20 protein-coding genes are annotated in these 26011 nt (G+C 60.0%); 12 read left to right on the top strand and 8 right to left on the bottom strand.

The window, feature by feature from the left end; all coding sequences use genetic code 11:
• Window positions 1–106: 106 nt before the first annotated feature.
• The 12 genes from chvI (at window position 107) to trxA (ending at window position 17658) form a co-directional block, all read left to right on the top strand.
• Window positions 107–832 (top strand): two-component system response regulator ChvI, encoded by a 726-nt coding sequence (gene chvI / locus I3J13_RS07355; protein ID WP_003505377.1) that lies wholly within the window; start codon window positions 107–109, stop codon window positions 830–832.
• Window positions 833–890: 58 nt separating this feature from the next.
• Window positions 891–2681 carry a two-component system sensor histidine kinase ChvG gene (gene chvG, locus I3J13_RS07350; protein ID WP_078052255.1) on the top strand — a complete coding sequence of 597 codons (1791 nt, stop codon included), beginning with the start codon at window positions 891–893 and terminating at the stop codon, window positions 2679–2681.
• Complete coding sequence (locus I3J13_RS07345; RefSeq protein WP_196378417.1) at window positions 2671–3135, top strand: HPr kinase/phosphorylase; 465 nt, start codon at window positions 2671–2673, stop codon at window positions 3133–3135. The genes chvG and I3J13_RS07345 overlap by 11 nt, the downstream gene beginning before the upstream one ends.
• Before the next feature lie 125 nt (window positions 3136–3260).
• On the top strand, window positions 3261–3662 hold the full coding sequence (locus I3J13_RS07340; RefSeq protein ID WP_003505374.1) for a PTS sugar transporter subunit IIA: 402 nt from the start codon (window positions 3261–3263) through the stop codon (window positions 3660–3662).
• Between the two features lie 11 nt (window positions 3663–3673).
• The gene (locus I3J13_RS07335; RefSeq protein ID WP_003521181.1) at window positions 3674–3949 is read left to right on the top strand and encodes an HPr family phosphocarrier protein; all 276 of its coding nucleotides are present in this window, start codon (window positions 3674–3676) and stop codon (window positions 3947–3949) included.
• A 128-nt stretch (window positions 3950–4077) separates the two neighbouring features.
• Window positions 4078–5478, top strand: coding sequence for an adenosylhomocysteinase (gene ahcY, locus I3J13_RS07330; RefSeq protein ID WP_035264116.1), 1401 nt, complete (start codon window positions 4078–4080; stop codon window positions 5476–5478).
• Window positions 5479–5686: 208 nt separating this feature from the next.
• On the top strand, window positions 5687–8269 hold the full coding sequence (locus tag I3J13_RS07325) for a sensor histidine kinase (RefSeq protein WP_196378416.1): 2583 nt from the start codon (window positions 5687–5689) through the stop codon (window positions 8267–8269).
• The gene (gene tsaE, locus I3J13_RS07320) at window positions 8266–9777 is read left to right on the top strand and encodes a tRNA (adenosine(37)-N6)-threonylcarbamoyltransferase complex ATPase subunit type 1 TsaE (protein WP_196378415.1); all 1512 of its coding nucleotides are present in this window, start codon (window positions 8266–8268) and stop codon (window positions 9775–9777) included. Before I3J13_RS07325 ends, tsaE begins: the two co-directional genes overlap by 4 nt.
• A gap of 16 nt (window positions 9778–9793) precedes the next feature.
• A complete protein-coding gene (locus tag I3J13_RS07315) occupies window positions 9794–10531 on the top strand; it encodes a nucleotidyltransferase family protein (protein WP_196378414.1) in 738 nt (245 codons plus the stop codon).
• A complete protein-coding gene (gene addB, locus I3J13_RS07310) occupies window positions 10528–13713 on the top strand; it encodes a double-strand break repair protein AddB (protein WP_196378413.1) in 3186 nt (1061 codons plus the stop codon). The genes I3J13_RS07315 and addB overlap by 4 nt, the downstream gene beginning before the upstream one ends.
• A complete protein-coding gene (gene addA, locus I3J13_RS07305; RefSeq protein ID WP_196378412.1) occupies window positions 13703–17260 on the top strand; it encodes a double-strand break repair helicase AddA in 3558 nt (1185 codons plus the stop codon). Before addB ends, addA begins: the two co-directional genes overlap by 11 nt.
• 77 nt (window positions 17261–17337) lie before the next feature.
• A complete protein-coding gene (trxA, locus tag I3J13_RS07300) occupies window positions 17338–17658 on the top strand; it encodes a thioredoxin (protein ID WP_003505361.1) in 321 nt (106 codons plus the stop codon).
• Between the two features lie 47 nt (window positions 17659–17705).
• Here trxA and I3J13_RS07295 read toward each other — a convergent pair whose 3' ends face one another.
• The 8 genes from I3J13_RS07295 to I3J13_RS07260 form a co-directional block, all read right to left on the bottom strand.
• Window positions 17706–19085 carry a bifunctional folylpolyglutamate synthase/dihydrofolate synthase gene (locus I3J13_RS07295; protein WP_196378411.1) on the bottom strand — a complete coding sequence of 460 codons (1380 nt, stop codon included), beginning with the start codon at window positions 19083–19085 and terminating at the stop codon, window positions 17706–17708.
• Between the two features lie 86 nt (window positions 19086–19171).
• A complete protein-coding gene (accD, locus tag I3J13_RS07290; RefSeq protein ID WP_196378410.1) occupies window positions 19172–20068 on the bottom strand; it encodes an acetyl-CoA carboxylase, carboxyltransferase subunit beta in 897 nt (298 codons plus the stop codon).
• 27 nt (window positions 20069–20095) lie between these two features.
• The gene (gene trpA, locus I3J13_RS07285) at window positions 20096–20935 is read right to left on the bottom strand and encodes a tryptophan synthase subunit alpha (RefSeq protein WP_031233963.1); all 840 of its coding nucleotides are present in this window, start codon (window positions 20933–20935) and stop codon (window positions 20096–20098) included.
• A 4-nt stretch (window positions 20936–20939) separates the two neighbouring features.
• A complete protein-coding gene (gene trpB, locus I3J13_RS07280) occupies window positions 20940–22160 on the bottom strand; it encodes a tryptophan synthase subunit beta (RefSeq protein ID WP_196378409.1) in 1221 nt (406 codons plus the stop codon).
• 1 nt (window position 22161) lies between these two features.
• A complete protein-coding gene (locus tag I3J13_RS07275; protein WP_196378408.1) occupies window positions 22162–22824 on the bottom strand; it encodes a phosphoribosylanthranilate isomerase in 663 nt (220 codons plus the stop codon).
• Window positions 22825–22926: 102 nt separating this feature from the next.
• Window positions 22927–23694 (bottom strand): M48 family metallopeptidase, encoded by a 768-nt coding sequence (locus I3J13_RS07270; protein WP_196378407.1) that lies wholly within the window; start codon window positions 23692–23694, stop codon window positions 22927–22929.
• Window positions 23695–23762: 68 nt separating this feature from the next.
• A complete protein-coding gene (locus I3J13_RS07265) occupies window positions 23763–24995 on the bottom strand; it encodes a polyhydroxyalkanoate depolymerase (protein WP_196378406.1) in 1233 nt (410 codons plus the stop codon).
• A 124-nt stretch (window positions 24996–25119) separates the two neighbouring features.
• The gene (locus I3J13_RS07260; RefSeq protein WP_196378405.1) at window positions 25120–25962 is read right to left on the bottom strand and encodes a fumarylacetoacetate hydrolase family protein; all 843 of its coding nucleotides are present in this window, start codon (window positions 25960–25962) and stop codon (window positions 25120–25122) included.
• Window positions 25963–26011 lie beyond the last annotated feature (49 nt).

The following is a 26011-nucleotide window of genomic DNA, read 5'->3' as shown; positions in this document are numbered from 1 at the left end:
GCCACAATTTGTTCCACCTTTATACTCAAGAGAGTGGCTCGCGGCGCACAACCTTGGCTGGGTGAATGTCGGGAGTTACGAGAAAATGACGATGGAGACCAACTACATGCAGACGATCGCGCTTGTCGACGACGACCGGAATATTCTGACTTCGGTATCGATCGCGCTCGAAGCCGAAGGCTACCGGGTCGAAACGTATACGGACGGCGCTTCCGCGCTTGACGGGTTGATCGCCCGTCCGCCGCAGCTCGCCATTTTCGATATTAAGATGCCACGCATGGACGGCATGGAGCTTTTGCGGCGTCTTCGCCAGAAGTCGGATCTGCCGGTCATCTTCCTCACCTCCAAGGATGAAGAGATCGACGAATTGTTCGGCCTGAAGATGGGTGCGGACGACTTCATCACGAAACCCTTCTCGCAGCGCCTTCTGGTGGAACGCGTCAAGGCCATCCTGCGCCGTGCCAGCAGCCGTGAGGCGTCCGCCGCAACCGGCAGCGTGCTGAAGCCGACCGCCGATCAGCAGGCGCGTACGCTGGAGCGCGGGCAGCTCGCCATGGACCAGGAACGCCACACCTGCACCTGGAAGGGTGAGCCGGTGACGCTGACGGTCACCGAATTCCTCATCCTGCATTCGTTGGCGCAGCGGCCGGGCGTGGTGAAAAGCCGCGACGCGCTGATGGATGCCGCCTATGACGAACAGGTCTATGTGGACGACCGCACCATCGACAGCCACATCAAGCGCCTTCGCAAGAAGTTCAAACTGGTCGATGGCGACTTCGATATGATTGAAACGCTTTATGGCGTAGGATATCGCTTCCGCGAAGCGGCTTGAAGAAGCCGACTCGCGCAGAAGGGACCACCCGATATGGGGGTGGTGAGGACTTGAATACGTGTTGAAGAAAACGCCGGAAACCGTCTCGGACAGCGACGATGCCGAAGAACGCGGCAGCGAACGCCGCCATCGTATCCATCCGCTGACGATCATCCGGCGCATTTTCGGCAATGCGGTGTTTTCCAGCCTCACGCGCCGCATCCTCTTTTTCAACGTCGCGGCGACGGTGGTTCTGGTCGGCGGCATTCTCTATCTCAACCAGTTCCGCGAAGGGCTGATCGATGCGCGCGTGGAAAGCCTGCTGACGCAGGGCGAGATCATCGCCGGTGCGGTCTCCGCTTCCGCCTCGGTCGATACCAACTCCATCACCATCAATCCGGAAAAGCTGCTCGAATTGCAGGCGGGGCAAAGCATCACCCCCGCCCCCAATGACGAGGATTTGAGTTTCCCGATCAATCCGGAGCGGGTGGCGCCGGTGCTGCGGCGGCTGATTTCGCCGACACGTACCCGCGCGCGGCTGTTCGATGCCGACGCCAATCTGCTGCTGGATTCCCGTCATCTTTATTCGCGCGGCCAGGTGCTGCGCTTCGATCTGCCGCCGGTAACGCCGGAGACGCAAACCTGGGGCGACTGGTTCACCAGCATGTTCAACCGCATGCTGCAGCCGAGCAGCCTGCCGCAATATAAGGAAGCGCCGGGCGGCGACGGCTCGATCTATCCGGAAGTGATGAATGCGCTGACGGGCGTGCGCGGCGCGGTGGTGCGCGTCACCGAAAAGGGCGAGCTGATCGTTTCAGTCGCCGTGCCGGTGCAACGCTTCCGGGCGGTGCTCGGCGTTCTGCTGCTCTCAACGCAGGCGGGCGATATCGACAAGATCGTGCATGCGGAGCGCCTCGCCATCATGCGTGTCTTCGGCATCGCCACGCTGGTCAATATCGTGCTGTCGCTGCTCCTCTCCTCGACCATCGCCACGCCGCTGCGGCGGCTTTCCGCTGCCGCAATCCGCGTGCGCCGCGGGGCGAGAACCCGCGAGGAAATACCGGATTTCTCGGCGCGTCAGGATGAGATCGGCAATCTTTCGATTGCACTGCGTGAAATGACGACGGCGCTTTACGACCGAATCGACGCCATCGAAAGCTTCGCCGCCGATGTCAGCCATGAGCTCAAGAACCCGCTGACCTCGCTGCGCAGCGCCGTGGAAACCCTGCCGCGCGCCAAGACCGAAGAGTCGAAACAGCGCCTGACCGAAATCATCTTCCACGATGTGCGCCGCCTCGACCGCCTCATCAGCGACATTTCGGATGCCTCGCGGCTCGACGCCGAACTGGCGCGCGCCGACGCCTCGCCGCTCGATCTCGATGTGCTGATGAAGGGTCTGGTGGATATATCCCGCCAGATAAGCACCAAGAAGAAAAGCGTTACGATAGACTATGTCGTCGATCGGAAAGCGGGCGCGAAAACCTCATTCGTGGTGAATGGCCACGACCTGCGTATCGGCCAGATCGTCACCAACCTCATCGAGAATGCGCGCTCCTTCGTTACCGAGGAAAGCGGCCGCATCACCGTGCGCCTTTCCCGTCACAAGGATCGCTGCATCGTGCAGGTGGAGGACAACGGGCCCGGCATTCAGGCCGAAGACATTGATCGGATTTTCGAGCGCTTCTACACCGACCGGCCGGCGAGCGAAGGGTTCGGACAGAATTCCGGCCTTGGCCTTTCGATCAGCCGCCAGATCGCCGAAGCCCATGGCGGCAGTCTGCGGGCAGAAAACGTGGTCGACAAATATGGCGTGATTTCCGGCGCGCGCTTCACCCTGTCGCTGCCGGCGGCCGAAACCCATGAACGCTGAACGCTTCAACCTGCACGCCACCGCCATCACCGTCCAAAACACCGGCATCCTTTTCGTCGGACCATCGGGCAGCGGCAAGAGCGAGCTTGCCTTCAGCTTCCTGACGGAGGCGGAACGCTGCGGATTGCCGGCGGCGCTGATCGCGGACGATCAGATTTTCGTGTATCGCGATGGCGACAACATCATTGCCGAGCGGCCGGAAGCAATCGCCGGCCTGCTGGAATTGCGCGGCAGCGGCATTGTTTCCGTCAAAAGCGTTGCGCGCGCTCCACTACATTTTGCGGTCACGACAGTTCTTTCAGGGACGAATCCAAGACTTCCCGAAGATGACGAGGTGTTTTCCCTGCCCTGCGGCGGGCATATCAGGCTTCTGCGCATTCCACTTTCCAGTCTTACGCCCTATGGAAAATTTGCTGCACTTGCTCAGAATCTTTTTGAAACGAATGTGAAGTGACGATGATTCGGGCGATTTTAGGCTTGCGATTCGCATTTTCCTCATCAAGATGAAATCCCACCGATGGACAGGATTGCCGCGTTGCGATAGTCGGCAATGAGAGTGCGTGTGCAAGGGAGCATTTCATGATCGGACTAGTGCTTGTCACCCATGGCAAGCTGGCTGAGGAGTTTCGCCATGCGTTGGAGCATGTCGTCGGTCCCCAGAAATTGATCGAGACGGTCTGTATCGGTCCCGAAGACGACATGGATCAGCGCCGGCAGGATATCATCGACGCCGTTGCACGCGCCAATGACGGCAATGGCGTGATCATCCTGACGGACATGTTCGGCGGTACGCCTTCCAATCTCGCGATTTCCGTCATGAATAACGGCAATGTCGAAGTCATCGCAGGGGTCAATCTTCCCATGCTGATCAAGCTTGCCGGTGTTCGCAGCGAAGATAATATGGACAAGGCCCTTCAGGACGCATCCGATGCCGGCCGCAAATATATCAACGTCGCCAGCCGCGTTTTGAGCGGCAAGTGAGAAGTCAGCCCATGTCGCCATTCTCCCGGGAACTACCGATCATCAACAAACGCGGTCTTCACGCCCGGGCTTCTGCTAAATTCGTGCAGATGGTCGAAGGTTTTGACGCGACGATCACGGTTTCCAAGGATGGTATGACCGTTGGCGGCACCTCCATCATGGGCCTGATGATGCTGGCGGCCAGCCCCGGCTGCAGCGTTTATGTCGAGGCAAGCGGCAATCAGGCGAAAGAAGCGCTGGAAGCACTGGAGGCGCTGGTCGCCGACCGCTTCGGCGAAGAAGCCTGAGCCGGCACCATATAAAGACATAAAGACTTCTTTATATCATCATTGCCAGATCGTTCGTGGCCTGCTAAACCGCTGCTACGTTTAAGAGCCGGGCCGCAAGGTGCGGCGTTTCTGATCTGGAGAACTTCATGAGCCTTGAGAAGGACTACATCGTCGCCGATATCAACCTTGCCGCATTCGGCCGCAAGGAACTGGACATCGCCGAAACCGAAATGCCGGGCCTGATGTCCTGCCGCAAGGAATTCGGCGAAAGCAAGCCGCTGAAGGGCGCACGTATCACCGGTTCGCTTCACATGACGATCCAGACCGGCGTTCTCATCGAGACGCTGAAGGAACTCGGTGCGGACATTCGATGGGCGTCCTGCAACATTTTCTCGACGCAGGATCATGCGGCGGCGGCCATTGCGGCAGCCGGCATCCCGGTATTCGCCGTCAAGGGTGAAACCCTGACGGAATATTGGGAATATACCGACAGGATCTTCCAGTGGGCCGATGGCGGCCTCTCCAACATGATCCTCGACGATGGCGGCGACGCCACCATGTACATCCTGCTCGGCGCACGCGCCGAAGCCGGTGAGGACGTTCTTTCCAACCCCGGTTCGGAAGAAGAGGAAATTCTCTTCGCGCAGATCAACAAGCGCCTCAAGGCTTCGCCCGGCTGGTTCACCAAGCAGCGTGACGCACTGAAGGGCGTCACGGAAGAAACGACGACCGGCGTTCACCGTCTTTACGATCTCAGCAAGAAGGGCCTGCTGCCCTTCCCGGCGATCAACGTCAATGACAGCGTCACCAAATCGAAGTTCGACAACAAATACGGCTGCAAGGAATCGCTGGTGGACGGCATTCGCCGCGCAACCGACGTGATGATGGCCGGTAAGGTTGCCGTGGTCTGCGGTTACGGCGATGTGGGCAAGGGTTCTGCCGCCTCGCTGCAGGGCGCCGGCGCGCGCGTGAAAGTCACCGAAATCGATCCGATCTGCGCGCTTCAGGCCGCCATGGACGGTTTCGAGGTCGTTCGCCTGGAGGACGTGGTTTCCTCCGCCGATATCTTCATCACCACCACCGGCAACAAGGACGTGATCCGCATCGAGCATATGCGCGAGATGAAGGACATGGCCATCGTTGGCAATATCGGCCACTTCGACAACGAGATTCAGGTCGCATCGCTGCGTAACCTGAAGTGGACGAACATCAAGCCGCAGGTCGACATGATCGAGTTCCCGAAGGGCAACCGCATCATCCTTCTGTCCGAAGGCCGCCTGCTGAACCTCGGCAACGCCACCGGTCACCCCTCCTTCGTCATGTCGGCCTCCTTCACCAACCAGGTGCTGGGCCAGATCGAGCTCTTCACCAAGCAGGGCGAATACAAGAACGAAGTTTACGTGCTTCCCAAGCACCTCGACGAGAAGGTTGCGCGCCTTCATCTCGAGAAGCTCGGCGTACGCCTGACCGAACTTTCCGACCTTCAGGCAGATTATATCGGCATCTCGAAGGAAGGTCCGTTCAAGGCCGAACACTACAGATATTAATTTCATAGTTAATATCCACTGAAATTACACAATATCTAGATGCCGTGCGCTTGACAAAGCGCACGGCATCTTTTTTGCGCGCTCCCTTTTCGCAGATTTATGAAGGCGGTATTGTCATCAGACTTGATTCGGACACGCCAAAGGGCGGCGGGGACGAAATGGGATGTCTTGTCGAAGATGCGGCACATAGGACGGAGACAGACCGGGGATGTCGGTTCAAAATTCGGATCTGCGCAAGCAGACAGTTCAACGCGTTGAAAACACGCAAGCGGGCGTGGCATTGAGCGCGGCTCTTGCGCGTTGCCGGCAGGTCGTCAGTGCGGTTCAGACAGGCTTTGCGAGGCTTCCTGTCCTGATGTCAGGCACGATTCTGGCCGGCTCCACAAGCGTGGCGCTGGCGCAGGACGGGCTTGTGGCAAAGACCGGCGCGCGGTTGTTCTCATCCGGAGAAACCATCACCTATTCGCTTTTCGTCGGCATGCTTTCGGCAACGCTGTTTTCCGTCGTCTGGCTGGTGCGCCAGCGCGGTAATATCGAGGCGGAAAGCAGCGAATACCGACAGGCGCTTGCCCAGTCCCACCACAAGATCGCGAAATATGAGGCGCTGATTTCCGACAAGAGCCGCCGCATCGTCATCTGGGACGGTGCGGACAAACGGCCCGAATTTCTGGGACAGCTGCCGGCGGAGACGGGTGTGCCGCAGGCGGATCACGATTTTCTGGCCTTTGGCCGCTGGCTGAAACCGGCATCCGCAAGCCAGCTTGAAAAATCCATCGAAAAACTCCGCAGCCATGCCCAGAGTTTCGACCTGACCATCGAGACGCAGCGCGGCGAAGTCATTGAAGTGCAGGGCCGGGTTTCCGGCGGAAACGCCTTTGCGCGGTTTATTGCCCTCAACAATCTGCGCGCCGAACTCGCTGAATTGCAGGTGGAGCGCGAGCGCCTGATCGCTTCCGTCTCGACCTTTCAGGAACTTCTCGATTCCATCGAGCAGCCCGTCTGGCGGCGCAATGGCGAAGGTGACCTCATCTGGGTCAACCACGCCTATGCGCAGGCGGTGGATGCCCGTGACACCGAACAGGCCGTTCATGAAAAACGCGAACTGCTGAACACGGTTACCCGGCAGAAGATACGCGCGGCCGCGACACCGGAATCGCCCTATCACGACCGTATTTCGACGGTGGTTTCCGGAAACCGCACCTTCTTTGACGTCGTCGACATCAAGACGGCGGGTGGGTCTGCCGGCATCGCCATCGATGCCACCGAGGCCGAGACCATCGGCGAGGAACTCAAGCGGGTTCTGAAGAGCCACGCCGAAACGCTCGATCATCTGGCAACGCCTGTCGCCATTTTCGACGGCCGGCAGCGGCTGCAATTCTATAATCAGGCTTTTGCGGCTCTCTGGGGTCTCGATCTCGTTTTCCTCGAATCCAGCCCTGACAATTCCGAACTTCTGGACAGGCTGCGCACCGCCGGCAAATTGCCGGAGCAGCTGAACTGGAAGAACTGGAAGGAGACGGCGCTCTCCGTCTACCGTTCGCTGGATACCAAGACCGATCTCTGGCACCTGCCGAACGGCCAGACGCTTCGGGTTATCGCGACTGCCCATCCGCAGGGTGGCGCAACCTGGGTTTTCGAGAACCTGACCGAGCAGGTCGATCTGCAGATGCGCTACAACACGCTGGTGAAGGTGCAGGGCGAAACCATCGACCATCTGGCCGAAGGTGTGGCCGTGTTCGGCGCCGATGGGCGCATTCGCCTGTCCAATCCGGCATTCCGGGCGCTCTGGGGCGTGACCGCGGAACAGGCCGAGACCGGCACCCATATCCGCGCCATCGAAACCGCCTGCACGCAATCCTATGACAGGCCGGACGGCTGGCGCGCCTTCAGCCAGTTCATCACCAGCTTCGACGATGAGCGGCCGTCGCGGCAAGGCACGCTGGAACTGCTTTCCGGCCTCGTGCTCGACTACGCCATCATCCCGCTGCCGGATGCGCAGACCATGTTGACCTTCGTCAACATGACCGACAGCGTGCGGGCCGAGCGGGCGCTGAAAGAAAAGAACGACGCGCTTCTAAAGGCCGACGAGCTGAAGAACGATTTCGTGCAGCATGTTTCCTATGAGCTGCGCTCACCGCTGACAAATATCATCGGCTTCACCGATCTCCTCAAGACACCCGGCATCGGCCAATTGACGGAACGGCAGGCGGAATACCTCGACCATATTTCCACTTCATCCTCGGTGCTCCTGACCATCGTCAACGATATTCTCGATCTCGCCACCGTCGATGCCGGCATCATGCAGCTCAATTATTCGGAAAACGATCTGAACGAATTGCTTGAAGACGTTTCGGTGCAGATCGCCGACCGGCTGCAGGAGAGCGGTATTTCGCTCGAGATCGTTGCACCCGCCCATCTCGGCAGTCTGGTGGCCGATCATCAGCGGCTGAAGCAGATTCTCATCAAGCTCCTGACCAATGCGATCAATTTCGCACCCGAGGGTTCCTCCGTGCAGCTTTCCTGCCAGCGCAGCGAAGGCGACTTCGTGTTCTCGGTGGCGGATAAGGGTCCGGGCATTCCTGAGGACATGCTGAAGAGCGTGTTCGACCGCTTCGCGACGCGCGGCAATGGCGGACGGCGCACCGGTGCGGGGCTTGGTCTTTCCATCGTCGAAAGCTTCGTCAGCCTACATCATGGCACGGTCAGCATCGACAGCCGGCCCGGCAACGGCACCATCGTCACCTGCCGCATTCCTTCCGGCACACGGCCGCATTCCATCGCCGCAGAATGAGCGAAGACATCTTGCCGATCACCATTCCCCTTGCGGGAGAAAAGGACACCATCAGGCTCGGTGAAGACCTTGCGCTGGCTTTGAAACCTGGCGATTGTCTCGCACTCATCGGCGATCTAGGCGCCGGTAAATCGACGCTTGCCCGCGCCTTCATCCGGGCAATGGCGGACGAGCCGGATCTTGAAGTTCCAAGCCCTACCTTCACGATCGTCCAGACCTATGCCGCCCGTATTCCAGTCGCTCATCTCGATCTCTACCGGCTTTCGGATGTTTCCGAACTGGACGAACTCGGCATCGATGAGATGCTGGAGGATGGCATCTGCCTGATCGAATGGCCGGATATGGCCGCCGAGATTCTGCCGCCGGAGCAGACCGTCACGCTTCGGCTGACGCATTCCGGCGAAGGGCGGCTCGCCTCCATCGAGGCTCCGGCAAAGCTGAAAGCACGGCTTGAACGGGTTTTCGCCATCCGCGCGTTTCTTGCGAAAAATGGTAAGGGCGACGCGGCCCGTCGTTTTCTGAGCGGTGACGCCTCAACACGCGCCTATGAGACCGTTTCCACCGACGGCCCGGACCTTATCCTTATGGATTGGCGACGCCCCCTGAGGGGTGCAATCATTGCGGATGGCAAGACCTACGCGGAAATCGCCCATCTTGCTCAGGACGCCCGCTCCTTCGTTGCGATCGGCAATTATCTTCGAAACAACGGCCTTTGCGCCCCCGAGATTATGGCGGCGGATATCGATCAGGGTATTCTATTGCTGGAGGACCTCGGGCGGGATGGGGTACTTGCACCTGACGGAACGCCGATAGAGGATCGCTATCTGCAAAGCGTCGCCTGCCTTGCCGCACTCCATCAGGCCCCGCAACCTGGCCTGCTGCCGGTGGGTGACGGCAGCGCCTATGAGGTTCCCCCCTTCGACCGCCAGGCGATGAAGATCGAGGTTTCGCTGCTGGCGGAATGGTATCTGCCGCATAAACGCGGCACACCGCTCTCCGATAGCGAGAAGAACGACTATTACGCCCTGTGGGACAGGCTGATCGACGCGCTCGCCGGCTGCGAAACCGGCCTTCTGCTGCGCGATTTCCATTCACCCAACCTTATATGGCAGGCGCAGAATAGCGGCATCCGGCAGGTCGGCCTGATCGATTATCAGGACGCGATGATCGGTCCGAGCGCTTACGATCTTGCCTCCATCGTGCAGGACGCCCGTGTCACCATCTCACCCGAACTACAGGCGCGCCTGCTTTCGCACTATCTCGACAGCAGAAGACGCGCGCCCTCTTTCGATGAGGCTGTTTTCCTCAAGGCTTTCGCCATCATGTCGGCGCAACGCAACTGCAAGCTCGCCGGTATCTGGGTGAGGCTGTTGGAACGGGACGGAAAACCCGGTTATATGAAACATATGCCGAGGACGTTCCGCTATCTCAGTGCGGCGCTTTCGCATCCGGAACTCGCACCGCTCAAAGACTGGTGCCTGCGCATGGGCATGGAATTCGACGACTGAAAGACGGTTGACCACGATGACGATTAAAAATGCGATGGTGCTGGCCGCCGGGCTTGGCACGCGGATGCGCCCGATCACGGATACGATCCCGAAGCCGCTCGTCCAGATCGCGGGCAAGCCGATGATCGACTATGCGCTCGACGCCCTTGTCGAAGCCGGTGCGGAAACCATTGTCGTCAATGTGCACCACCACGCGGAACAGATGGTCGCCCATCTTGAGCAGCGCACCGACGCCGAAATCCTGATTTCCGACGAGCGGACGCAACTGATGAATTCCGGTGGCGGTCTCGCCAAGGGCCTGAAGCTTCTGAAACCCGGCCCGGTCTTCGTCATGAATGCCGATCTCTTCTGGATTGGCGAGCAGCTGAATGCGGTCAGCAACCTGCGCAAGCTTGCGCAATTCTTCGACCCGACCCGAATGGACATGGCGCTGCTCTGCGTCGACATGGACCGCACCACCGGGCACAATGGCAAGCGGGATTTCAACCTCTCCGCCGGTGGGAAACTGACGCGGCATCGCGATGGCGATCCGAACCCGGTGGTTTATGCCGGCGCCATCGCCATGGATTCGCGCCTGCTGGACGATGCGCCGGCGGATGCCTTCAACCTCAATATCTATTTCGACCGCGCCATTGAAAGAGACCGGCTTTTCGGGCTTTCTCTGGATGGCCACTGGATCACCGTCGGCACGCCGGATGCGATAGAAGATGCCGAAAGCATCATCCGCCAATTCAGGGAAAAACGCTCTGCATGACGCTCACCCACCACGCAAAGCGCGTTCTGACGATCGCTGCGGGAACACCGTTCCTCAAGACGCTCGCGGAAACGCTGTGCGAGGGGACACTGACAGCCGGCTATAAATACGACCCGGCCGATCCGCTGTCTCTTGCCAAGGTGACGATCTATGTGCCGACGCGGCGCTCCGCCCGCGTGCTGCGCTCCGAATTCGTCGATCTTCTGGGCGGCCGGTCCGCCATTCTGCCGCTGATCCGCCCCTTGGGCGAAACGGATGACGACAGCGGCTTCTTCGAGATCGAAAATCCTGAGATCATAGATCTGGCGCCGCCGATTTCCGGCACCGGCCGGCTGATCGAACTGGCGCGCCTCATTCTCGCCTGGCGCAACAGCCTGCCGGACGCCATCCGGGCGATCCATTCCGATTCGCCGCTTGTCGCCCCCGCCAGCCCCGCAGACGCCATATGGCTGGCGCGTGCGCTTGGCGAGGTGATCGATGCGATGGATACGGAAGAAAAGGACTGGGAAGCGCTTCAGCATCTCGATACTGGCGATCATGCCCAATGGTGGCAGCTGACGGCGGATTTCCTGCGGATCGCCAGCGTCTTCTGGCCGGCGCGGCTTGCCGAACTCAACCGTTCCTCGGCCGGCCGGCATCGCAACGCCATCCTGCGGGCGGAAGCGAACCGGCTTGCCAATTTGCCGGATACGGGACCAATCATCGTCGCCGGGTCGACCGGCTCCATTCCCGCCGCAGCCGATCTCATCGCCGCCGTTGCGGCCCTGCCCCAGGGCACCGTCGTACTTCCGGGGCTAGATCTTGCCATGCCGGAGGAACAATGGGAGGCAATCGCCGAGGACCCTACCGATCCTTCGAGCCGCACCCACTCGCAATATGGGCTTTATATGCTGCTGCAGAAGCTCGGCATCCTGCGCGACGACGTGGTTCAGATCGGCGCCATCGATAGCGATCTGGAAAAGCGCGCAGCCGTGTTTTCGGCCGCACTCGCGCCGGCCAAATCCACCAGCGACTGGAATCGCTGGCGTGAGGACAGGGAACCCGGCTTTTTCGACGACGCCTTCGCGACGGCCACGCTGATAGAAGCCGCCAATGAGCGCGAGGAGGCGACCGCCATCGCGGTGGCTTTGCGGCTGGCGCTTGAAGCGCCCGGCGCTGGGCGTCCGTCGCAGGCAGCACTGATAACACCGGACCGCGGGCTGGCGCGACGCGTGGCAACGGAGTTGCAACGCTTCGGCATCGAAGCCGACGACTCGGCCGGTACGCCGCTTTCCGCCACCCCACAAGCGGGGCTGACGCAACTGGCGCTGGAAGCGATCCTGAGGCCCGGCGACCCGGTGCCGATCATTTCCCTTCTGAAACATCCGCTCAGCCGTTTCGGGCTTTCCGATGAAGCTTTCGCGAAAGCCTCCAAAGCGCTGGAGCTGATCGCGCTGCGCGGAGGCCGTGTCGAGACCGAAATCGGCAATCTGGAAGCGGTTCTGGAGGCGCAGCTTCTCGCGCAGCGCGATGACCGGCACCCGCCTGCCTGGCGGCTGGCGCTGCCGGAGGCAAGCGCGGAGGCCGCGCGCGATCTGGCACGGCGGATTGCCGTTGCGACGGAGCCGCTCGGTTCCGCCTTTGTCCGCAAAGATCGATCCGGCCGCGCCTTCACCGATAAATTGCCGCTGTCCGTTTGGGCGGAGCGGACGGGCCGCGTGATCGAAGCCATCTGTGCGGATGAAAACAGCGATCTTGCCGCGCTCTGGTCCGGTGAAGCGGGAGACAAGCTTTCCGAGCTGTTCGGCGAGCTGATGGAAAGCGGCGAAATCCTCGATGCGGATGGACCGCAATGGATCGATATTTTCGCGGCACTGGTAGCCGGTGAATCGATCAAGCCAAGATCGATGCGCCACCCGCGTATTTTCATCTTCGGCGCGCTTGAGGCACGGCTGCAAAGCGTCGATACCGTCGTCATCGGCGGTCTCAATGAAGGGCTCTGGCCGGGGCAGACGGCGAATAATCCATTCCTGTCCCGCACCATGAAGACCGCCATCGGACTGGAGCCGCCGGAACGGCGCATCGGCCAGCTTGCGCATGATTTCGAGATGGCAAATGGCACCCGACAGATTTTTTACACCCGCGCGCTGAGGCAGGGCTCAACGCCTGCTGTCGCCTCACGCTGGCTGCAGCGTCTTCTGGCGCTGGGCGGCGAGGATTTTGCCGATAGACTGAGGAAGCGCGGCGAGACCTATCGCCATTGGGCGGGATTGATGGATGAAAGCATCGATCAGGAAGCGGCAAAGCGCCCTGCCCCGAAACCGCCAGCCGAGTTGCAGCCGACGCGCTATTCCTTCAGCGAAGTGGGCCGCCTGCGCCGCGATCCCTATTCGATCTATGCGCGACGCATCCTGAAGCTGGACCCGCTCGACCCCTTCAATCGCGATCCGAACGCCGCCGATCGCGGCACGCTCTATCACGCGATTATCGAGCGCTATTCCCGTGAGGGGCATATTCCCGGCACACCCGCCTCGCTCGCGGCCATGCAGCGCATTCTGGACGAATGTTTCGATGCGGAAAACCTGCCTCCCCATGTGGATGTCATCTGGCGGCCGCGTTTTGCAGCGGTAGCGCGCGCCTTTATCGACTGGGAAAAAGAACGTCATCCATCCATTCGCCACAGCTTCTACGAGGCGCGCGCCGGGCAGGAAGTCGTCGAGGCGGGTATAAGGCTGACGGGGATCGCCGACCGCATCGACATCAAGACAAACGGTCAGGCGGATATTATCGACTACAAGACGGGGCTTGCGCCTTCCGTCAATCAAGCGCGCGCGCTGCTCGATCCGCAGCTTGCGCTGGAGGCGGCGGCACTGATGCGCGGCGCCTTCCGCGAAGCCGGTTCGCCCACGCCGGAAAACCTCATCTATGTTCGCCTGCGGCCGGGCGAGCGTTTTTTTGCCGATCAAGTCAATAACGAACATTCCAGCCGAAGCGGCAAAAGACCGCCGAAATCGGCGATTGAACTCGCGACGGAATCGATCGAACAGCTCACCAAATTCGTTCATTCCCTGCGTGACGGCGAAAACGGCTTCGCCTCCCGCCTCGTGCCGGAAGAGCAACAATCCTATGGCGGGGAATATGACCACCTCGCCCGCGTTTCGGAATGGTCGACGGCAGAACCGGGAGACGGCGATGACGATTGATCCCTTCGATGCCGGCCCCGCCGCCGACACGCCTGAAAGCTGGATCGACTGGACCAGCGCCCGGCAGCGGCTTGCCTCCGATCCCGCAAGCTCTGCCTGGGTGTCGGCCAATGCCGGCTCCGGCAAGACCCATGTTCTGACCCAGCGCGTCATCCGCCTGCTTCTGGCCGGCTGCCGACCTTCGGCGATTTTGTGCCTCACCTATACCAAGGCCGCGGCGTCGGAAATGTCCAGCCGCGTCTTCGACCGTCTGGCGGAATGGGCTACTTTGCCGGATTCCGACCTCAAGGACCGCATCGCCGCCATCGAAGGCAAGGCGCCGGATCGCATCAAGCTTGCCGAAGCGCGCAGGCTGTTTGCCAAGGCGCTGGAAACGCCGGGCGGGTTGAAAATCCAGACGATCCACGCCTTCTGCGAGGCGCTGCTGCATCAGTTCCCGCTGGAAGCCAATGTCGCCGGCCATTTCTCCGTCCTTGACGACCGCGCCGCAACCACGCTGCTCGCCGAAGCACGCCGTTCGCTTCTGACGGCGGTTTCGACGGAGCGGGACGCGGAGCTGGCGCAATCGCTCGCTTATGTGCTTGATCTCGCCGACGAAAGCGGACTGGAATCGCTGCTCTCCGCCATCATCGCCAATCGTAGCGCCCTTCGCGCCTTTCTTCTGGACGCCAAACAGTCGGGCGGCATCGATGCGCGGTTGCGGCAGGCGATGCAGATCGCAGATGGGGAAACCGAAGAAACCGCGGCGGCCGCCTTCTGGCCTCTGCCCGGCCTCTCAGGCCTTGCGCTCGATACGTATCTTACCCTTGCCGACGAGGTGGGTGGATCACGCGTCATCGATGTCGCTTATGCGCTCAGAGAGGCAAAACGACAGCCGGACCCCGTGCGGCGGATGGAATTCATCGAAGCGGCGCTGATGACAGCCAAGGGCGAAAAGAAATCGGATGCCTATGTCATCAACAAGGGCATGCAGAAATCCGCCCCCGAACTTCTCGATGCGCTGACGCTGGCGCGGGACCATGTCGTTTCCTGCCGCAACCGTTATCGTCTGGTGCGGATGCTGGCGGCGACAAAATGCGCCCTTGTGCTGGCCGAAAGGCTGATCGGCGATTTCGAAGACCTGAAGAAACAGCGAAGCCAACTCGATTTCGAAGACCTGATCGAGCGCGCGGCCAACCTTCTCAACCGCGATACGGCGGGCGCTTGGGTGCACTACAAGCTGGATCAGGGCATCGACCATATTCTCGTTGACGAGGCGCAGGATACCAGCCCGGTGCAATGGTCGATCATCCAGTCGCTGGCGGCTGATTTCTTCACCGGCGAGAGCGCCCGCCTGGGGCGGCGCACGCTTTTTGCCGTGGGCGATGAAAAACAGTCGATCTATTCATTCCAGGGCGCTCGGCCGGAACGGTTTTCGCAGGAGCGCGAAGAAACTAAAAAGCGCGTCGATTCCGTCGAGCAGGCCTTTCACCGCATCCGCCTGCCGCTTTCTTTCCGGTCCACGGAGGATGTTCTGGCCGCCGTCGATCAGGTCTTTTCAGACCCGAATAACGCCAGTGGCCTCAGTGCCGATAACGAACCGGTGGAACACCGATCCAACCGCGCCGGCCATCCCGGCACCGTGGAGGTGTGGGACATGGTGGCGCCGGAAACAACCGAAGACGAAGAGGATTGGACAGCGCCCTTCGATGCGCTGCGGGAAAGCGCGCCGGCCACCATCGTCGCCCGCCGGATCGCCGCGCGCATCGCCGATATGATCGGCAGCGAGACCATCATCGAAAAGGGCGTCGAGCGCGCCGTGGAGCCCGGCGATATTCTGGTTCTCGTCAGAAAACGCCATGCCTTCGTCAATGCGCTGACGCGCGAGCTAAAACGACGCAAGAACATCCCCGTTGCCGGCGCCGACCGCCTTCGCCTGACCGACCACATTGCCGTGCAGGACCTTCTGGCGCTCGGACATTTCGTTGTCCTGCCCGAAGACGATCTTTCGCTCGCCGCACTGTTGAAGAGCCCGCTCTTCAACCTGACCGAAGATGACGTTTTCAACATCGCCGCCATGCGATCGGAAACGGAGAGCGTCTGGAAACGACTGCAAATCCTTTCGCAGGAAGAGAATAGCCATCTTTCCACCGTTACCGCCAAGCTGGAAGGTTTCATCGCGCTCTCTAAAACGGCCACCGTGCATGATTTCTTTGCAGCGGTCCTGACCCTGCATGACGGGCGCAAAAAATTCCTCGGCCGGCTTGGCAATGAGGCGAGCGACGTTCTGGATGAGTTCCTGTCCTTTGCGCTGGACCACGAAAGAACCGGTCTGCCCGGCCTTCAGGCCTTTCTCTCCGTTCTGGAAACCGATTCACCGGAGGTGAAACGCGAACAGGACAAGGATCGCGGCGAAGTGCGCATCATGACCGTGCACGCCTCCAAGGGCCTGGAAGCGCCGGTGGTTTTTGTCGTCGATGGCGGTTCGAAGGCCTTCAATCACAGCCATGTGCCGAAACTGCGCTTTGTCGAAGCGGGCGAGGACGCCTTCCCGGTCTGGCTGCCCGGCAGCGGCTTTTCCAACCATCTCATTCGCTCGGACGAGGAACGGCTGAAGACGGCTGCGGAAGACGAATATCGACGGCTGCTTTATGTGGCGATGACGCGCGCCGCCGATCACCTCGTCGTCTGCGGTTATCGCGGTCAGAAGGAAAATTCAGAATGCTGGCATGCCATCGTCAAGGCGGCGCTTGCCAACAATGAAGACCATTGCAAGCCACAGCTTTTCACGGCCGATGGCGAGGAATGGCAGGGGCTTGTCTGGCGTAAATCCGAGGCTCGCGCGACATCTCTTCCGCAAAGGCTGCCGGAAAAGCAGCCGGACGAAGAATATACTCTTCCGCCCGGGCTGCTTGCTCCCCTGCCTGCCCTGCCCTCCTTGCCAAGGCCGCTCAGCCCCTCCGGTGCAGGCACCATCATCGATGACGGTGCGGATGATCTTGCCGTGCGTTCGCCGCTTTTCGGCGAGAAAGCCGATGTCTCTTCGCTGGCGCTACAGCGCGGCCGGCTGGTGCATCGCATGTTGCAGGCACTGCCGGATTTTGCCGAGACGGAGCGGGAGGAGGCTGCCCGCCGCTATGCGGAGCGAGCCGCCCGTTTCTGGCCTACGGCCGAACGTGAGCATTTGATCCGGGCGGTTCTGCGGGTCATCTCCGAACCGGCGGTGCAACCGGCCTTTTCCGCCAACAGCCGCGCGGAAATCTCCATCATGGGCACGATGACGATCGGCCGGCAGCACTATGCCGTGTCCGGTCGCGTCGACCGGCTGGCGGTGGATGGTGATCGCGTTATTCTGGTCGACTACAAGACGAACCGGGTTCCGCCACGCACGGCACGAGAGATACCTTTCTCCCACACCGCGCAGCTTGCCATTTATCGCGAAATTCTTGCACCGCTCTATCCCGGCAAGGAATTTGTCTGCGCGCTGATCTATACGGAAAATGCCGCTTTTGTGCGGGTTGACGATGAGGCAATGACACAGGCTCTTGCCGCAATAAAGACAAAGTGAGATACCGGGGCATTGAAATTCCGACGCGCCCGCATCACATCGATAGCGGAAAAGTTTAGCTGAAAGGAGAGCCAGATATGGCTACCGTAAAAGTCGATGCCGCCAACTTCCAGTCCGAAGTCCTCGAATCCGCCGAACCCGTTGTGGTGGATTTCTGGGCCGAATGGTGCGGCCCGTGCAAGATGATCGCGCCGAGCCTTGAAGAAATTTCGTCCGAGCTGGCCGGCAAGGTCAAGGTCGCGAAGCTCAACATCGACGAAAACCCGGAACTGGCTGCCCAGTTCGGCGTGCGCTCCATCCCGACGCTCGCCATGTTCAAGGGCGGCGAAGTGGCCGACATCAAGGTTGGCGCTGCTCCCAAGACAGCGCTGTCCGCCTGGATTTCGGGCGCCGCATAAGCAATATCAGTGGAATGAAAAAAGCCCGGCAGCGATGCCGGGCTTTTTTATTGGGGAACCGTGCCGTTGAAGGCAAGCGCGTTGCCGGCAAGATAAAGTGAGCCGCCGATCAGGATGCGCGGCGCCGGTCCTTCGGGGTCGAAGCGGCGCGAAAGCTCTTCCAGAGCATGCGTGAGAGACGAGGTAGGGGCCGCCACGAGACCGGCATCGAAGGCCGCATGGGCGAGTACGACGGGATCGATCGCCGCATCCGTGCCGCCAATCGGCACGGTGAAGACATATTCGGCAATATCGGCGAAGGCCTTGAAATAGCCCACCGGATCCTTGGTATTGATCATGCCTGCAATGATGAACAGTGGGCGTGGCGTCTTTTCCTCAAAGCCGGCCATCGCTTCAGCAATGACTTCGCCCGCGCCGGGGTTATGACCGCCATCGATCCAGATTTCCGAATCCTTCGGGGCCATTTCAGCGATTTTGCCGGTCAGGATGCGCTGCAGACGGCCGGGCCATTCCACGGAGGTCATGGCTTTTTCGATCATCCGTTCCGTCACCTCGAAACCGGCGGCCTTGATGGCGCGGATCGCGGCGGCGGCATTGGCAAGCTGATGGCGGCCGGGAAGACGCGGCAACGGCGCATCGGCCAGGCCGAACTCATCCTGATAGACCATGCGGCCGAATTCTTCATGGGCGGAAAAATCCTGCCCATAGACCGATACCGGGCAACCGAGCCGCTCCGCCGTGGCGACGAGCGTTTCGAGCGCCGCATCATATTCCTGATGGCCTATGACGACGGGGGAACCGGACTTCATGATGCCGGCCTTTTCCGCCGCGATCAGCTCCACCCGGTCGCCGAGATAGGCCTGGTGATCCAACGAAATCGGCATGATGACGGAGACGGCCGGATTGTTGATCACATTGGTTGCATCGAAGCGTCCACCCAGACCAACCTCAACGACGGCGGCATCGGCGGGCTGTTCCGCAAAAAGCACGAACATCGCGGCAGTCAGGATTTCGAAAACCGTGATCGTCTGGCCTGCATTGGCAGCTTCAATACGGCGCAGCGCATCCGCAAAGACGGCATCCTCGACATAACGGCCTTTTTCCCCGTAAACGCCGATACGATAACGTTCATGCCAGTTCACCAGATGTGGAGAGGTGTGGACGTGAACGGAAAGGCCCGCCGCCTCCAGAAGCGCTCGGCAAAAGGCCGTGACGGAACCCTTACCATTGGTGCCCGCAACATGGATAACAGGTGGCATCCTGTTCTGGGGATTGCCGAGTTTTTCGAGAAGACGGGAAATTCTATCGAGCGAAAGATCGAACCCCTTGGGGTGGAGCTGCATCAGCTCTTCAATGATCTTCTCGGCCTCACCGATCGCGGGCTTCGTCATGTCTTCCGTTCGCCTTTCAGGCGTTTTGCTTGCCATTTGTCCGCCGCACCAAAGATGAAATCATGCAACGTATAGCATCATCCCGAAGGCAGTTTATGCCTCCGGGCGACATATTTTTTTCCTCAGGCCGAAGCGGCCAGCGGGACGACCGCATTTGCATTCCCAGCAGGCGCCTTCGTCATGATCTTGAGCAGATTAGCGAGCGTGTCGGGGATTTCGCGACGGTCGATCACCATGTCCACCATGCCGTGTTCCAGCAGATATTCCGAGGTCTGGAAGCCTTCGGGAAGCTTTTCGCGGATGGTCTGCTCGATCACGCGCTTGCCGGCGAAGCAGATTTCGGCGCCTGGCTCGGCGATATGCACATCGCCCAACATGGCATAGGAGGCCGTGACACCACCCGTCGTCGGGTTCGTCAGAACCACGATGTAAGGCATTCCCGCTTCCTTGAGCATGTTCACCGCAACCGTGGTGCGCGGCAGCTGCATCAATGACAGAATGCCTTCCTGCATGCGGGCGCCGCCGGAGGCCGGGAACATCACGAGCGGGCAACGTTCGGAAATGGCGCGCTCAAATGCCTTGACGATGGCTTCGCCCGCCGCGATGCCGAGAGAACCGCCCATGAACTGGAATTCATGCACGACGGCAACGATCTTCAGGCCTTTCAGCAGACCAACACCGGCAAGGATCGTATCCTCCTGCTCGGTCTTCGTCCGGCTGTCGCGCAGGCGATCGGTGTATTTCTTGGAATCGCGGAACTTCAACGGATCCTGCGCCACCTTGGGCTGCGGCAGAGCCTCATAGACGCCGCCATCGAACAGATCGACGAGACGCGCCTTTGCAGGCATCTTCATGTGGTAACCGGAAGCCGGAATGACCCACTTGTTATCCTCGAGGTCCTTATGGAAGACCATCTCGCCCGTTTCCGGGCACTTGATCCACAGGTTCTCGGGAACCTCCGGACGGCGGCCAAGCATGGAATTGATCCGGGGCCGTACGTAATTGGTGATCCAGTTCAACTGTCTACTCCTGACTGGGCCGCGCGCTTATTCCGCAGCGGCAAGGCGCGATGCACGCACGCCCGTTGAAAGTCCTTTTACCAGCGTCGTAACGGCCGGCACGGTATCGGCGGTCGCCTGCCCGTCTTTGGTCAGGCTGCCCGCAATCTGGTTGACGATGGCCGAACCGACCACAACGCCATCCGCAACGGCACCGATCGCTTTTGCATGATCGGCCGTTTTGACACCGAAACCGACACAGACCGGCAGTTCCGTATGCGCCTTGATACGACCGACAGCGCCCGAGATCAACGACGGATCGGGAAGTGCTGAACCGGTGATACCGTTCATCGAGACGTAATAGACGAAACCTGAGGTATTTTTAAGGACGGCAGGCAGGCGCTTACCATCTGTCGTTGGCGTCGCCAGACGGATGAAGTTGATGCCGCGCGCAAGTGCGGGGATGCAGAGTTCATCGTCCATTTCCGGCGGCAGATCGACAACGATCAGGCCATCGATGCCGGCCGCGATTGCGTCGTCCAGAAACTTTTCGACGCCGTAGATATAGATCGGATTGTAATAGCCCATCATCACGATCGGCGTTGCATCGTCTTGCTTGCGAAACTCGCGGGCGAGATCGAGCGTGGTTTTCAGCGTCTGGCCGCCTTTCAGCGCGCGCTGACCGGCCAGCTGAATGGCCGGACCATCCGCCATCGGGTCGGAAAAGGGCATGCCGAGTTCGATGACGTCGGCACCGGCTTCCGGCAGGGCCTTCATGATGCCGAGCGAGGTTTCGAAATCCGGGTCGCCGCCCATGAAATAGGTAATCAGGGCCGGGCGATTTTCAGCGCGCAGATCGGCAAAGCGCTTGTCCATACGTGCAGTCATGATCTTATACATCCATTCCAAGGAACTTGCTGACGGTGTGGACATCCTTGTCGCCACGGCCGGAGAGGTTCATCAGGATGATTTCATCCTTGCCCATCTTCGGTGCGCGCTTGATGACTTCCGCCAGGGCATGGCTCGGCTCCAGAGCCGGAATGATGCCTTCAAGGCGGGTCAGCATCTGGAAGGCGTCCAGCGCCTCATGGTCCATGATCGGCACATATTCCACGCGGCCGATATCGTTCAGCCAGGAGTGTTCAGGGCCGATACCGGGATAATCGAGGCCCGCGGAGATGGAATGGCCTTCCTTGATCTGACCGTCCTCATCCTGAAGCAGATAGGTGCGGTTGCCATGCAGCACGCCCGGCGAACCGGCGGTGATGGAAGCGCAATGCTCGTCGCCCGAAAGACCCTTGCCACCGGCTTCGACACCGACGATACGGACATTCTTGTCATCGAGGAAAGGATGGAAGATGCCGATGGCATTCGAACCACCGCCGACAGCCGCGACGACCAGATCCGGCAGGCGGCCTTCCGCCTCCAGCATCTGCGCCTTGGCTTCCTCGCCGATAACGGCCTGGAAATCGCGGACCATTTCCGGATAGGGATGCGGGCCGGCCGCAGTGCCGATCAGATAATAGGTATCCTCGACATTGGTGACCCAGTCGCGCAGAGCCTCGTTCATGGCGTCCTTCAGGGTGCCGTGGCCGGCCGTCACCGGCTTCACTTCAGCGCCAAGGAGCTTCATGCGGAACACATTCGGCGCCTGACGGGCAACGTCCGTCGCGCCCATATAAACGACGCAGGGCAGGCCAAAGCGTGCAGCGACGGTTGCCGAGGCAACGCCGTGCTGGCCGGCGCCGGTTTCGGCGATGATGCGGGTCTTGCCCATGCGCTTGGCAAGCAGGATCTGGCCAAGGCAATTGTTGATCTTGTGCGAGCCGGTATGGTTCAGCTCTTCGCGCTTGAAATAGATCTTCGCGCCGCCAAGTTCCGCCGTCAGGCGTTCCGCAAAATAAAGCGGGCTCGGACGACCGGTATAGTGCGCGCCGAGATGCTTGAGTTCCGCCTGAAACGCGGGGTCAGTCTTGGCCTTGTCCCATTCCACCTGCAAATCCAGAATGAGCGGCATCAGCGTTTCGGCAACGAAGCGACCTCCGTAAATGCCGAAACGGCCGTCCTCATCGGGACCAGCGCGAAAAGAATTGGGTGTTGGCGCGTCGTTCACTTCAAGCTCCCTTTGGGCCTTTCGACCAATCATTCACCACATCGAAAAATGCGTCGATCATGGACAAATCCTTGACGCCCGGCGCGCTTTCCACACCGGACGATAAATCTAGTCCGCTTGCCTTGGTCTCCGCCAGCGCCTCGGCGACATTGTCCTTGTTCAATCCCCCGGAAAGCATGTAATCCACACTTCCGTCAAGTGATCGCAGGATGGTCCAGTCGAAGGAGACGCCGTTGCCGCCCGGAAGCTCGGAACCGGCGGGCGCCTTGGCATCCAGCAGAAAACGGTCGGCTATTCCAATATACGGGTCGATTTTGGCAAGATCAGCGGCATCGCGAATGGAAATCGCCTTCATGACAGGCAGGCCATAAAGTGCCTTGATGTTCAGCAGCCGCTCCGGGCTTTCGCTGCCATGCAGCTGCAGGATGTCAGGTTTGACGAGATCGACGATTTCATCGAGATAATCATTATCGGCATTGACGGTAACGGCAACCACCTTGGCGGCGGCGCGGGCGGCTTCCGCCAGCCTGCCGGCAATATCGGGCTCGATGTTGCGCGGGCTTTTTTCAAAGAAAATAAAACCGACATGGGACGCACCACGCCTGACGGCGCGCTCCAGCGCTTCCGGTGTCTTCAATCCGCAAATCTTGATATCCGGTTTCATACCCGCGACCTGACATGAAATGCGACAAGAGTCGAGCCAAATCGCATCCATTCCCGATGGAATGTTTCACGTGAATCCAGATGGCGATCCGCGCCACAGGCTTCAATCGAAATCGATAGCGTGAAGTTTGGAACCGTGGCGTTTCAGCCAGTCCTTGGCCTCATTGGTATGCGGGCACAGTTTTTCGCACAAAGCCCAGAATTTCGGTCCGTGGTTCATTTCCTTGAGATGCGCAACCTCGTGGGCGGCGAGATAATCGATGACCTTTTCCGGAGCCATGACGATGCGCCAGGAAAAGCTCAGATTGCCATCATGGGAACAGGAGCCCCAGCGGCTGCGCGTATCCTTCATGCTGATGGAGCGCACCGGCCGGCCGGCGGTGCGTGCATGAACAGCCACAAGCCGTTCCAGATCCGCCTTCGCTTCCTTTTTCAGAAATGTCGCTATCCGTCGTCTCAAATGTTCCGGCGCGCCGCTGACCTTCAGAACGGCCACCCCATCGTCGTCTTTCACGACATGTGTCAGCCCTCGCAGGCTGCCAGTATGGTCAATGCGGTGGGCTGTGCCACGAATATCGATGGTCGCACCCGGACGCAAACCGTCGTCGGCGCTGAATTTCACAAGCTTGCCTTCCAGCCAGCCCTGATGCCTCTCGAGAAAATCATCCACTTGGCGGTGATGCAGGCCCATCGGGATCGTCAGTTTCAGTGCCCTGCCGCCCGGTTCGATGCGCAGGGTAATGCGCGTGGCGCGCGGATTCTCCCTGACCGTGATCGGCACCTGCCTGCCCGCCACCGCAACGGTGCGCTGGCTGGGCAGCGCCTTCTTTGGGGCCGGTGATTTCAGAGATTTTCTGAGGAGCGAAAACATGAACTCTTCATAACCGATTCGTCCGTCGGTTGGCCATGCAAATGCGCGGCATGGCCCGCCGTCTGCCCTTAAGCTGTCTGGTGTTTACGGATAAAATCCAGCATGCGCGGCACGATTTCCTTGCGGAAGCGCGAACCGTTGAAGACGCCGTAGTGCCCGACATCCGGCTGCATGTAATGGGCGCGTTTGTCTTCAGGGATGTTCCGGCAGAGATCATGGGCCGCCTTTGTCTGGCCAACGCCGGAAATATCGTCGTTCTCGCCTTCCACCGTAAACAATGCGACTTTGCGAATGGCCGCAGGATCGACCGCCCTGCCCCGGTGCAGCATGTTCCCCTTCGGAAGCGCGTGGTCGATAAAGACCGTTTCCACCGTCTGCAGATAGAACTCCGCCGTCAGATCCATGACGGCCAGATATTCATCGTAAAATTCGCGGTGCTTTTCAGCGGAATCGCCGTCATTCTTGACGAGGTTGAGGTAAAAATCCTTATGCGCCGTCATGTGCTTGTCGAGGTTCATCGACATGAAGCCGGACAGCTGCAGGAAGCCGGGATAGACATTGCGGCCAAAAGCGGGCTGGGGCCACGGCACCTGCATGACGACATTGTCGCGGAACCATTCAATGGGTTTCGCCTTGGCAAGATCATTGACGGCTGTGGGATTGATGCGGGTGTCGATCGGACCGCCCATCAGCGTCATGGATGCCGGCGCGAATTTATCCCCATCCGCCTCCATTAACGAGACGGCGGCCAGCACCGGCACGGACGGCTGACAGACGGCAACCACATGCGCCCCCGGCCCGATCACGCGCAGCATCTCGATGACATAGCTGATGTAATCGTCGAGATCGAAGGTGCCCTCGCTCACCGGCACCGTGCGGGCATCGGCCCAATCGGTGATGTAGATATCCGCCGAAGGCAGAAGGGCCTCCACCGTCCCCCGTAACAGGGTGGCATAGTGGCCGGACATCGGCGCCACCAGCAGCACCTTCGGATCGGGCTGGCGGGCTGGATCGAGTTCTTTCTTGAAATGAAGCAAATTGCAGAACGGGCGCGACCAGACGGTCTCTTCGACAACATTGACGGTCTGGCCATCGACAATCGTACTGCCGAGAGCGAATTCCGGTTTTGCGTAACGGCGCGTCATTCGCTCAAAGACCTCAAAACCGGCGTCTAGGCTTCTTCCGAAAGCCGTGCTGGAAAGCGGGTTGAGCGGATTGTTGCAAGCCTGGCGCATCATGTCGGCACCGGCGCGCAGCGGCGCCATGGCCGCATGGTTCATTTCATAGAGGTGGTAGAACACTGATGACGCCTCCCTCGCGATCACGCTCTTTTTTTCAACCATAGCAGCTTTTCGCAGGTGCACAAAATCGAAGGCGCCGGCGGTTTCCCGCCAGCGCCTCACTTTCCGTTGAACGCCGTGGCGATCAGATATCGGCGACGAAAGTCTGCTTCTGGGAACCGAGGCCCTCAATGCCGAGTTCCACGACATCGCCAGCCTTCAGGTAACGCGGCGGCTTCATGCCCATGCCGACACCGGGCGGGGTGCCGGTGGAAATGACATCGCCGGGATGCAGCGACATGAACTGGCTGAGATAGGAGACAACGTGGGCGACGCCATACACCATGGTCTTGCTGGAGCCGTCCTGCATCGTCTGGCCGTTGACCTTCAGCCACATGCCGAGGTTCTGCGGATCGGCGATTTCATCCTTCGTCACCAGCCAGGGGCCGATGGGGCCAAAGGTGTCGCAGGACTTGCCCTTGGTCCACTGCCCGGCACGCTCCGTCTGAAACGCGCGTTCGGACACATCGTGCGAAACGCAATAACCGGCGACATAGTCGAGAGCATCGGCTTCCGAGACATATTTGGCGGTCTTGCCGATGACGACGCCGAGCTCGACTTCCCAGTCGGTCTTTTCAGAACCGCGCGGAATGGTGACGTTGTCATTCGGACCGACGATGGCCGAGGTCGCCTTCATGAAAATGACCGGTTCCGGCGGTACGGTGGCACCCGTTTCGGCAGCATGGTCGGAGAAGTTGAGACCGATGCAGATGAATTTTCCCGTTCCGGCAACGCAGGCGCCGATGCGCTCTTCGTTCAGCACCGGAAGTGTGCCGAGGTCGATCGCGGCGATCTTCTTGAGGCCCTCGGGAGAAATGGCTTCGCCGCCAATGTCTTTGACATGGGCGGACAGATCGCGGACTTTTCCTTCCGCATCGAGGATTGCAGGTTTTTCCTGGCCGGGCTGGCCGACACGCATCAATTTCATGGAACTCTCTCCCGGTTGTCAGACAAGGTGATGCATATATGAACGATGC

Origin of the sequence: Agrobacterium leguminum (assembly GCF_015704895.1) — a bacterium.
Lineage (GTDB): Bacteria > Pseudomonadota > Alphaproteobacteria > Rhizobiales > Rhizobiaceae > Agrobacterium > Agrobacterium leguminum.
The sequence above is the reverse complement of the archived record's forward strand: the minus strand, read 5'-3'. Positions and strand labels throughout refer to the sequence as shown.

Excerpts from the sequence above, each read along its gene's own strand:
- chvI (WP_003505377.1), top strand. The coding sequence starts at position 107 with ATGCAGACGATCGCGCTTGTCGACGACGACCGGAATATTCTGACTTCG.
- I3J13_RS07345 (WP_196378417.1), top strand. The coding sequence starts at position 2,671 with ATGAACGCTGAACGCTTCAACCTGCACGCCACCGCCATCACCGTCCAA.
- I3J13_RS07340 (WP_003505374.1), top strand. The coding sequence starts at position 3,261 with ATGATCGGACTAGTGCTTGTCACCCATGGCAAGCTGGCTGAGGAGTTT.
- I3J13_RS07335 (WP_003521181.1), top strand. The coding sequence starts at position 3,674 with ATGTCGCCATTCTCCCGGGAACTACCGATCATCAACAAACGCGGTCTT.
- ahcY (WP_035264116.1), top strand. The coding sequence starts at position 4,078 with ATGAGCCTTGAGAAGGACTACATCGTCGCCGATATCAACCTTGCCGCA.
- I3J13_RS07325 (WP_196378416.1), top strand. The coding sequence starts at position 5,687 with ATGTCGGTTCAAAATTCGGATCTGCGCAAGCAGACAGTTCAACGCGTT.
- tsaE (WP_196378415.1), top strand. The coding sequence starts at position 8,266 with ATGAGCGAAGACATCTTGCCGATCACCATTCCCCTTGCGGGAGAAAAG.
- I3J13_RS07315 (WP_196378414.1), top strand. The coding sequence starts at position 9,794 with ATGACGATTAAAAATGCGATGGTGCTGGCCGCCGGGCTTGGCACGCGG.
- addB (WP_196378413.1), top strand. The coding sequence starts at position 10,528 with ATGACGCTCACCCACCACGCAAAGCGCGTTCTGACGATCGCTGCGGGA.
- addA (WP_196378412.1), top strand. The coding sequence starts at position 13,703 with ATGACGATTGATCCCTTCGATGCCGGCCCCGCCGCCGACACGCCTGAA.
- trxA (WP_003505361.1), top strand. The coding sequence starts at position 17,338 with ATGGCTACCGTAAAAGTCGATGCCGCCAACTTCCAGTCCGAAGTCCTC.
- I3J13_RS07295 (WP_196378411.1), bottom strand. The coding sequence starts at position 19,085 with ATGGCAAGCAAAACGCCTGAAAGGCGAACGGAAGACATGACGAAGCCC.
- trpA (WP_031233963.1), bottom strand. The coding sequence starts at position 20,935 with ATGACTGCACGTATGGACAAGCGCTTTGCCGATCTGCGCGCTGAAAAT.
- I3J13_RS07275 (WP_196378408.1), bottom strand. The coding sequence starts at position 22,824 with ATGAAACCGGATATCAAGATTTGCGGATTGAAGACACCGGAAGCGCTG.
- I3J13_RS07270 (WP_196378407.1), bottom strand. The coding sequence starts at position 23,694 with ATGTTTTCGCTCCTCAGAAAATCTCTGAAATCACCGGCCCCAAAGAAG.
- I3J13_RS07260 (WP_196378405.1), bottom strand. The coding sequence starts at position 25,962 with ATGAAATTGATGCGTGTCGGCCAGCCCGGCCAGGAAAAACCTGCAATC.